This window comes from Nitrospirota bacterium, assembly GCA_030684575.1.
Lineage (GTDB): Bacteria > Nitrospirota > Nitrospiria > Nitrospirales > Nitrospiraceae > Palsa-1315.
Map to the genome: position 1 here is coordinate 62,110 of JAUXVD010000009.1, position 10,180 is coordinate 72,289.

A 10,180-nucleotide genomic window follows, 5' to 3' on the forward strand; every position below is an offset into this window, starting at 1 on the left:
ACATGGCGTCAGGTGCGGATCTCGCTGCATGTAGGTTTATCGGTCCAACGACCACACGACGGAGAGCAATAGCAGGTGCTGTTCCTGTGCCAGGCCGATGACGCCTGGGGAGATCTCTCCACGCTTGAAAAACCCGCCGCCGACGCCAGAGGATTCATCGTAACGATGTTCCAGTCTTAGAAGCGCCGTCTGCCAGGGGTGGGTCCATTTATATTCCAGGGTGGTCGTCATGGCTTTTAATAGTTGCTCGGATCCGGAAATCCGACCATTGCGGTCCCAATAGAGTTCCGGGCGTACCGCCACACTCCAGGGGCCGCTGATGTTCCAATGCGCATACAATGCCCCCGCTGTCCAAAAGGTCCGGGGTTGGCCCGGCCGTTCCGCAGCGTTTTCCGTGCCGATGTCGTAGGCTGCGGCAAGGATAAGCGGTCCGTCTTTCCATTCGACGATGCTGTCGGAAAAGAATCGCCAGAATTCGATCGCGGTATTCGACTGGTCCGGCCCGTAATACAGATTTTCTGTGACGGTCAGCCGGGAGGCCGGTTTCCAGATGAGCTGTGTGCCGTAGCTGGGTTGGTCGTTCTGATGGGACAGATAGTTGTAGCCATTGATCACGTAGAGGCCGAGTTGCAGGCTGTCACTCAGCGGGTACTGCGCGCCCAGGCCGAACATGAAGTAGGGTGCGTTGTCGGCCATGTAGGACCGGGTATAGTTCAGGTTGTTTTTCGCATAGATCGATTGGTAGCCGATGAAGCTGTTGAACAGCCCCGCCGTCAGCGTGAGGCCGTTGCCGACCGGCGCCAGATAGGACAGATTGGCCCGTGATAGATGCCGGAGGCTGTCGGCTCCGTCCACGGGCTTTTCCCTGCCGGGATTCGGCTCCGGTACCAGTGCATTGGTGTCATAGCCTGCTTGCAGGCCAAGCTCCATCCCCCATCGCGAAGTCTCGGAAACATCTTTACGAACGTATCCCTGCACCATATTGGGAGCCAGTTCGTTGACTCTGGGAGTCGTGCCTTTGCTGCGCCAACGGTGGTTCTCAGGGAAGTTAAAGTCGAGCGCATAGCTCAGATCAACCGTCGCTCCATAGTGCCAATCGGACGACGAGACGGAAGATTCCTCTCCGAAGGCTAGGCCCAGGTTCAGGACAGGAAAAAGCAGCGCAAGCCATAATGCTCCAGCCCTTCGCAGACCTTGGCAATGGGTTGTCGTGCATCCAAACGCGATCAAGCCTGGCGACCTTCTGACGGTCCAACCAGCTGGACCTTGATCTCGGGGGTTTCGACGAGATGGAAGGTGGCGGAGGCCAGCGCCACGCGGCCGTTGGTCTGATCCACTTCTTCCAGAATGCGGGTGAACAGCTGATCCTTCGTGATGCGGCGCTTCTTATAATCCACGATGTAGCGCAGGGTAAACTCCATCCAATTGTCGTTGGCGACGAGGAAGACGCGGGGATCGATCTCGGTGGGATCCACTCGGTACTGATGAATCAGCTCCGTCCAGCTGGCCTTGGCCTGAGTGGAATATTCGCCGGTAACCTCGACCAGGACCCGCTGAAAGATGTCCCGGGACAAGCGGTAGTCGCAGCCATACTTGACGGGGACTGTTACTTCATCCCACAAAAATGGAAAGTCGCCGGAGTAATTAAAAACCGGCTCCTTGAAGACGAAGCTGTTGGCGATCTTGACGATACGGCCATTGTACAAATCCGCATTCACCCATTGGCCGATTTCCATCATCGTCGTCCGCAACATGCCGATGTCGATGACGTCTCCTTTGATGCCACCCAACTGAACTCGGTCGCCGGTGTTGTAGAAGTTGCCGAACGAGATGGCCACCCAGCCGGCGAGGCTGGCGATGACTTCCTGCAAAGCAAAGGCGATTCCCGCGCCGGCGACGCCGAAGGCCACGGCCATCTTGCCGAGGTTGGCACTGAAAATCATGGAGAGGACGATGATCCCCGTGAAATAGCCGAGGAACGTCACCATCTTATTGGCGCGGTAGAGGTTGCCCGGTTCCTTGATGTACCGGGTGACGCCTCCTTTGCCGACCCGCACGAGCGCCATGACGATAAGGATCGCGACGGTGGCGGAGACCAGTTTCCCGATGGTCGGATCGAACAGCCAGCCTTCGACGAACTGCTGCATGGAGGTAGTTGTCATCGGGGCTCTCCTTTCGGCGCGGCGCTTTCATTCGGCTTAGTGAACCAACTTCCCACGCCCTCGATGCGAATGCCAGGAGCCTGGTACGTCTTCGGCAAGTACGAGTCGGGGATCGTGGTCTTGTTGCCGTCTCGAATGGTCCCGTAGTGCGGTGACATGATTTCCACGCCGCCTTCGTTGAACTGGTCCTGAATATGTTGGTGCAGCTCGGCATAGATGACGGCCATCTTATTGGGCTGATCCGTATAGGCGTTGATCTCGTAGGTTACATAAAAATCGTCGAGACTGGTTTGGAGCACGAAGGGTTCCGGCGTCTTGAGTATGTGCGTGGTCATGCGCGCAGCTGCAATCAACAATTCGTGGACGGTTTTCCAGGGCGCATCGTACCCGATCGTGACGCTGGTGTGGAGGATGAGCCCATGTTCCTTAGCCACGGAACTGAAATTGATGAGATGGCTGCCGAGGACCATGGAGTTGGGGATTGAAATATCGACGTTCTTGATCGTTCGAACGCGCGTGACCAGCAATGTACGTTCAATGACGTCGCCGATGGTATCCGCGATTTTCACCCGGTCACCGTCGCGGAAAGGATTCATGTAGGTCAGGACCACTCCGGCGATGATGTTGCTGATGGCTCCAGCGGATCCGAAGGAAAACAACACACCCAGAAACACGGACACGCCGCGGAAGGCGTCCGATTGAGACCCTGGAATATAGGGGAAAATGGCGATAGCGGAGAAGACGATCACGAGAAACCGCACGATCTTGTAGGTCGGTTGCGTCCATTCCCGGCGGAAGCCTGCAAAGGAAATGGCCCCCCGCTCCATGCCGGTGAATACCAGGGCGATCAGCTTAATGATGTACCGTGTCACCACGACAATGACGATAATGGAAACGACATTGGGCACATAGGAAGCAAAGGCCTCACCGATGGCCCTGAGCGTCGTCAGCACGGCTCCGAACAGTTGGGCGGAAATGCCCCTGGTCCAATGGAAGATTCCCAGGACCGTTGTCACGAACACATAGATGAGGAACAGGGTTGCGACGACACGAAGGCCCTTGGCCAGGGAGATGACCCCGGCCGCGATCTGGTCGGCTGATAGGACTTCGACCCGCTGAATCTTGATCGGGGGAATATAGGTTCCACGCCAGCTGTGGAGTTTCTCATAGAGCCTGGGAAAGAGCCTTTGAAAGGCGACTAAGAAGGCGATGAAGATGACGATATCCAGCAGCGCAAAGGCTACGTTGATCAAGAGTGTTCGCAGGCTGGTCTGTTCCAAGGAGGTCGTCAAGGCCGCACGGATCAGGCTGGCATACTCACGCGCTACTTCCTGCCTGGGTCGTCCACTTGGACGCGCATCCCCATCGGTCACCGCCACGATGATCATTTCACCGGCGACAATCTCGCTCGTCTGTTCCCCCTCCGAGATGGCAATGGTATCCGGCCTGGTCTGTGGGTCATTCGCGAGGCGTGATAGACGCTCGGCGATGGCCATGGCGCGTTCCTGTGGACCAAAGGAGCCCACCTTGTCGTACACCGTGAACAGGGCTTCTCCAGAATGGATGACCGGTGCACCGGCAGGCTGCGTCGGGGGAGATTGGCTGATTGATGACGTAGGCGGTTGGAGCTCGGCTAGGGACACCCCCGGCATGATCAAGCATGCGAACAGCAGAATGATCGAAATCTTGCGTCTAGCCATACCGCGTCCTCCCTGGGCGATCAGAATCGGTTGCCAGACTGGGGGTAGGCCTCACCGATTTGGATGGGGACAGATTACACTATTGGAGCGGCGAGAAGCGACCAGGCAACGTGTACCATCTACATCACATGAGCCCTATGTACGATAACTTTGCTTAGTAATTTGAGGATGACTATTAAACGGAATGAACAAGGTGTCGCTGTTGCAGCGTCACAGAGGAGGCAGGGGTTGCTCTCACCGGTTGAACCTACCAATTTTCTTTGTGGGCATCGCCCATGGTAGCGGTCCTCTCTTCAAGGCGGTCGCTGATGCTCATGCCATGACGGCGTTGTGGCGCATGGTGCTCATGAGCATTGCCGTGATGGCAGATCATCTACCGCTACCGCGTGGAACAACGATACCCCTTGATCGAACCGGACAGCATTTTGATCATCCTCGGCTACTGCCTCTGACTGTAGCTGTTCTTTCACTAAAAACCCGACAAGCATTACTTCTCGACAGCATCACTCATACAGCGTGGCTGACTCATCTCAGTGCAGTGCACTGAACGATGTGAGGAGGTATTTGTCTTGTGATGACTGTCTCGATATCGTTAACATGGTTGCTATGTAGATTTGGGTCAGTAGGCATATGAGAGGGGAGTGATTCGTGGAATCATTGAGCGTCGAGTCGGTGTTAGGACTGACCGGATTGATCATCTTGGTCGGCTTGGCCGGTGAGCTGATATTTAAACGCACCGGTATCCCGAGCGTGTTGTTTCTCATGGGGTTCGGCGTGCTGCTGGGACCGGTGCTCCATCTTGCTGATCCAACTGTGGTGATGCAGCTGGCGCCATATCTAGGCACACTCGCGCTGCTTATCATCCTCTTCGATGGCGGTATTAATCTCCACATCGTGAAGGTGGTCAACGAAACGCCGCTGGCGCTGCTGTTTTCATTAACGGTCTTTGCCCTGACCGTCGTGTCGATCATGGGCTTCTATGTCTGGTGGATGCAGGGCGAATGGTTGCATGGTCTGTTGCTGGGTACGATCTTGGGCGGCACGGCTGCAGCGATTATTATTCCCGTGACCTCGAAAATGTCCTCGCTCCGTGACTCGGCCAAGGTCTTGCTGAGTCTGGATTCTGCCATCTCGGAGGTTTTTGTCGTGGTGATCGCGCTGGCGATCATGGGCACGATGCGGGAGTCGATCGCAAGCGGGAGTATTATCCGAGAGATTTTCCACGCATTCTGGGATGCCTTCATGCTGGCGGCATTGGCCGGAGCCCTATGGGCACGGTTGCTCTCCTGGCTGGAAGGTCAAGCGTTGTCCTATATGCTCACGATGGCCGCGATTCTAGTGCTCTACTATGTGGCAGAGCTGATTGGCGCGAACGGGGCCATTACCATCCTCGTGTTCGGTCTCGTCCTGGGCAATATGGAGTTTCTGGTCGGGCGGTTGGCTCGGCCGATTCGTGTGTTGATTGGGTACGAATTGGACCAAGCGAAATTCGTGCTGGACGAATTCCTGAGACGGATCAACGAAGAATTGTCGTTCCTGGTGCGGACCTTCTTCTACGTCCTTCTGGGCTTAATGCTGGACTTTTCCGCGCTCACAACCAGCATCGCACTCACCAGTCTGGGCTGCTTCGTGATCCTTGTTGCGGTCCGATGGATTGTCACGGAAATCCTTGGACGAACCAGCAACGCTTGGACTTCGGGTGAGCGGTTCGTGATCGCTGCCATGTTTCCTCGTGGGGTGGCCACAGCCGTCATGGCGTTTCTTCCAGTGGCCACGGGGATTCCCGGTACCGAGTTGTTCCCGATGTACGCGTTGACGGTAATTGTGATGGGCGTGGTGGGGATGACGATCGTGCTGACCATTTATCAGCGTTGGAAAATGGCTCCTCTTCCAGCTCCCGTTGAGGAACCATCTCCTTCATAACGATTTCCATCGGGTAACCCCGTTGCGCTGACGTGCATCCAGTCACGGTTGATGTCTCTGTGGTAAAAGAATGGCCTCTCCGCAGGATGCGAATCCGATTTCCGAGGTGCTTGCGGCCCACCTGTTGGTTTTGGTCCGTCGAATCGACGGTCTTGACATTTCTTTCCTCTGAAGCCCAAATTCAACGAGAAACTTCAGCTTCCCGAGCACGCTCTCGTGAACGAGGAAACGCCGTCCGATGAAACGATGGGCCTTACAGTGGTGGGATCATCTGCGAATCCAGCACAAGGTATGGGCGGTGCTTCTGCTGATGTGTCTCCCGCTTATTGGAGGTCTTGCGACTCACCTCTATATCGTTCAGCAGCTTCTTTCGACCCAGCAACAACGACATGAACTCATACTTGCGCGCGGGCATGTGGAGTTGTTGCGGCGACTTGCCATTGACATCGAAGACGGCTTTCGCGGCTATGTGTTGACCCAACAGCCTGCATTCCTTGCTCCGTTGACCGAAGCAGAATCGAGGGTTGAATCAGCATTGACCGGTGCTGCAAGGCTGCTGGCAGGATTGTCAGGATTTCAGGAGGGATTCGAGCCGATCACATGGCAATTGAAAGATCTTCTACGATCGAAACACGCATTGATCGCCGACATTCAGCGGGGGAACACGGCCAAAGCGCTGGCGTATATCCGACTGGGGGAAGGGCTACGGCGATCCGACCGCCTCCGCCAGGATCTCCAGGCCATCGAAGATCGGTTGGAACTGCAACGACAGTCGTTGAATGCCAGGGCGGAAGCGCTGTCGCAACAGACGTTTGTCGGGCTGTGGGTTGCGCTCGTCGGTGTGGTGTTTCTGGGCTGGATCAGCTCACGTATGTTGGCCTGCTCCCTGACGGATCCGATTACACGGCTGCAATCAGCCACGGCACGGTTAGCAGAGCAGGTCGACCCCGCCGACATCGCGGAGCTCTTGGCCCCGGCTCGTGCCTCCAAAGACGAACTTGGCCAGCTAGCCGAGGCTTATCTGCTCATGGCGCGGCGTATTGGGATACACATTCAAGAACTCGAAGTGCTCAATACGATCGGACAGGATATCAATACGATTGGCCCTGACGGGCTTGATGGGGTCTTGCATCGAATTTCCGACCGGGCGGTAGAACTCGTCTGTGCAGATGTTTGTCTGGTGCTTATCCGTAACGAACGGATGGGCTGTTGGATCGTCGAAGCCGCTTCGGGAGAGTGGAGCGATCGCTTGGCCAATTCAGTCATGTTGTGGGATGAGCTCCCGATCAGTGTTCAAGCGTATGAGACGCGTGAAGTGGCCATCGGTGAAGGGTTTCGTGCCGACGAACGGCCGCAAGTATTACGACGAAACTTGCTCGGGGACAGCATGCTGGCCGTTCCCCTCCTGGCCCAAGGAGAGCCCTTCGGCGTCCTGGCTCTTGTGTGCGAACGGCCACGATCGGCTGCGGTATGGAATCAACGGCTCGCGAAGGGATTGGCTCAAGAGGCGGCGCTGGCGATCTCGAATGTGAAACTCTATGAGGCCGCGCAGCAGCAACAGCGTGGGCTGGTCGCACGTCTTCGTCAGCTCGAGCATCTTGCGGAAACCTTGGCGCATGACCTCAAGGGGCCTGGGGCTCGCATGGGAGAACTCGCACGGTTACTGGTCCAGCAGTATGGTGGACAATTCGACGATCGGACGAAGCGGTGGTTCGCGCTTCTCGAAGAGAATAGCAAGGATCTTGTCGAGCGAGTGGAAGGGATCTTGAGCGTGGCTCGTGTCGGCACTGATCAGGGTGCTATCACGGCGGTCGATCCGACTGTGATTATTGGTGAAGTATTGAAAGCCCGGGCCGGTGAGATTGAGCAGCGTCGTGCCGTGGTGCACGTTGATCCAGGGTTACCGCTCGTCGCTTGTCACGCGGCCTATCTCCGGCAGATCTTCGATAACCTCATTTCAAACGCATTGAAATTCACTCGAGTGGGAGAATCACCCGTCGTGAGGATTAGCGGTCAGGCGCAGGGTCCGATGGCGATGTTCTCTGTGGAGGATCAGGGGACCGGGATCCCTTTGGCCCAACGCACTCGTGTGTTTCAGCCATTTGTCCGTTTGTTGACATCTCAGGCCTCAGGCAGCGGAATTGGTCTGACCATCATCCAGCGCATCGTGGATCTGTATGGTGGCAAGGTGTGGGTCGACGGAGCGGAGGGAGTGGGTTGCACTGTGCAATTCACGATTCCGAGCTTTCAGGAGCAAGAGGGTGCCGATGCCAGGATGCAGGCGTTGAGAGTGTCCGATGTTGGTTGATGCCGTTCGGCGAGGGGGCCTGTGAGGAAGGGGATATCATAATGACAGTTGGTGAGGTTTCCAGCATGCGATCGACCAAAGCCAAATCCAAAGTGCCGTTTACCATTTTGATTGTCGAGGACAACCCAACGGATCTTGAGCTAATGTTGCACGCTCTTGAAGCGGCGGATCTGAAACCGCTGGGGGGAGATTTCGATATGGAGGTCCGTCCCACGGCAGAAGGGGCGTTGCAATTGCTTGGAGAACGGGCCATCGATCTTGTATTAACCGACATGGTGTTGCCTGGGATGGATGGATTGGATCTCGTCAGCCGTATCCAACGGATTGATCCAAACTTACCGGTGCTGGTGGTGACGCGCATGAATGCGGTCCCGCTGGCCGTGGATGCGATGCGGCGAGGCGCCTTTGACTATGTGTTGAAACCCGTCAACGCGGAGGATTTGGGGATGCGCCTCCATCGTGCGATTCGCATCTCTGAAATCCTGCGTCGGCATGCGGTGTATGAGCAACAGGACCGACAGGAGTTCGAAGCCAATAGTTTTGTGGGGAGTGGCGTCGCATTCGAGCGCATTATGCGGAGCATTCGTGAGGCGGCTCAAGTTCGCTCGACGGTCTTAATCACCGGAGAAACTGGAACGGGAAAGGGGATCATTGCACGGGCGATCCATCAGCAGAGTCCAGAGCGCGATCGGCCGTTTCAAGTGATCGATTGTACGACTGTGCCCGAGGGGATGATGGAGTCCGAGCTGTTCGGGCATGTACGGGGCGCCTTCACTGGTGCGATTGCCGATAAGCCTGGGCTCATTGAGTTAGCGAACGGAGGCAGCGTGTTCCTGGATGAAATTGGGGAACTTCCCCTGCTTCTCCAGGCGAAGCTCCTGCGCGTCTTGGAGGAAAGCGAGGTGCGCCCCGTGGGCGGAACCAGAGTTCGCCGGGTAGATATGCGGTTTGTCGCTGCAACAAACCGGGACCTCGAAGCGCGAGTCCGCGAGGGGACGTTCCGGAAGGATTTATATTATCGTCTCGCTGTCGTCTCGATTCGGGTGCCTCCGCTACGCGAGCGGCGTGAGGACATTCCTGTTATCGCACGTCATTTGCTCAGTCAGTTGGCTCGATCCATGGGCAAGGCTCAGTGCCATTTTGACGAAGAGGCGGTGGGAGCCCTTGTGGCCTATTCTTGGCCAGGCAATGGGCGGGAGCTTCGTAATGTGGTGGAGCGGATGGTCATGCTCTCGACCGATGGCATTATTCGGGCGCAGGATGTCCGACATGCTCTTCCACAGAGCGAGGCCGAGAGTCTCGCATCGGTCGACTCGAGTCTGACCGCTCTTCCCTATATGGAGGCGAAGGAGCGAGCGCTTGAAGAGTTTACGAAATCCTATCTGCGTCTCAAGCTCGCCCAGCATGACGGTGTCATCACGAAGGCCGCTGAGAATAGCGGCATTCCTCGGCAACATTTCTCGCTACTCATGAAACGATTTTTAGGGAGCGAGGACATAGAGAATCCGTAGCCTGTGTCCCCCATTCGTAACAGTTCTACGGCTTACCGCCCTTGCCTTCTGCTTATTCCCGTAATCATGTTTCCTCCTGGTAGCATTAACATCACATGAAATGGATTTTGAGTCATTTTGCTGGGGGTTAGCTACGGCTAGCTACCATGTTGTCGCGAGTGAATATGGAAGTATGCTGTCGTAACTAAATGATATGTGTGATTAAAATATTTATTAATGAGATGGCGCATATAATCATATTCGACTCATGAAATATCGTATCTCATCATCTCCTAAATTACTCTCGTAACCATAAGTATATCCCTTCTATTTCAACACGTTATTGCGATAGCTTTTGCCGTTGGCAAGTTCTTCCCGGTCTGGCAACCCTCTTGCTATGTTTACTCCTCGAGTCTGTCTCATGGCCAGCATCGCCATGGTACGGCATTAGACTTAGCAGGAAGGGGGGTGGTCTGAACTTTCCGCTGTGCGTTGGTGAAGTCGCGTGGGCTTATTGAAGCCCTCAACTCTTAGGAGGTGTTACCCATGTTTTTGTCACGTAGGCAGTTCTTAAAAGTCTCCGTGGGGACGGTCGCC

At 55.8% G+C, this 10,180-nt stretch carries 6 protein-coding genes; 3 read left to right on the forward strand and 3 right to left on the reverse strand.

The window, feature by feature from the left end; translation table 11 throughout:
- Positions 1-36 precede the first annotated feature (36 nt).
- The 3 genes from Q8N00_08395 to Q8N00_08405 are packed head-to-tail and all read right to left on the reverse strand — an operon-like array spanning position 37 to position 3,862.
- Complete coding sequence (locus tag Q8N00_08395; protein ID MDP2382811.1) at positions 37-1,230, reverse strand: outer membrane beta-barrel protein; 1,194 nt, start codon at positions 1,228-1,230, stop codon at positions 37-39.
- Complete coding sequence (locus Q8N00_08400; protein MDP2382812.1) at positions 1,227-2,162, reverse strand: mechanosensitive ion channel; 936 nt, start codon at positions 2,160-2,162, stop codon at positions 1,227-1,229. Before Q8N00_08400 ends, Q8N00_08395 begins: the two co-directional genes overlap by 4 nt.
- Positions 2,159-3,862 (reverse strand): mechanosensitive ion channel family protein, encoded by a 1,704-nt coding sequence (locus tag Q8N00_08405; GenBank protein ID MDP2382813.1) that lies wholly within the window; start codon positions 3,860-3,862, stop codon positions 2,159-2,161. Before Q8N00_08405 ends, Q8N00_08400 begins: the two co-directional genes overlap by 4 nt.
- Positions 3,863-4,510: 648 nt before the next feature.
- On the opposite strand from Q8N00_08405, the gene Q8N00_08410 reads away from it, so the two are divergent.
- From Q8N00_08410 to Q8N00_08420, 3 genes are all read left to right on the forward strand, one after another.
- Positions 4,511-5,785, forward strand: coding sequence for a cation:proton antiporter (locus Q8N00_08410; protein MDP2382814.1), 1,275 nt, complete (start codon positions 4,511-4,513; stop codon positions 5,783-5,785).
- Between the two features lie 238 nt (positions 5,786-6,023).
- A complete protein-coding gene (locus Q8N00_08415) occupies positions 6,024-8,093 on the forward strand; it encodes an ATP-binding protein (protein MDP2382815.1) in 2,070 nt (689 codons plus the stop codon).
- A gap of 65 nt (positions 8,094-8,158) precedes the next feature.
- Positions 8,159-9,604 (forward strand): sigma-54 dependent transcriptional regulator, encoded by a 1,446-nt coding sequence (locus Q8N00_08420; GenBank protein ID MDP2382816.1) that lies wholly within the window; start codon positions 8,159-8,161, stop codon positions 9,602-9,604.
- Positions 9,605-10,180: the final 576 nt, after the last annotated feature.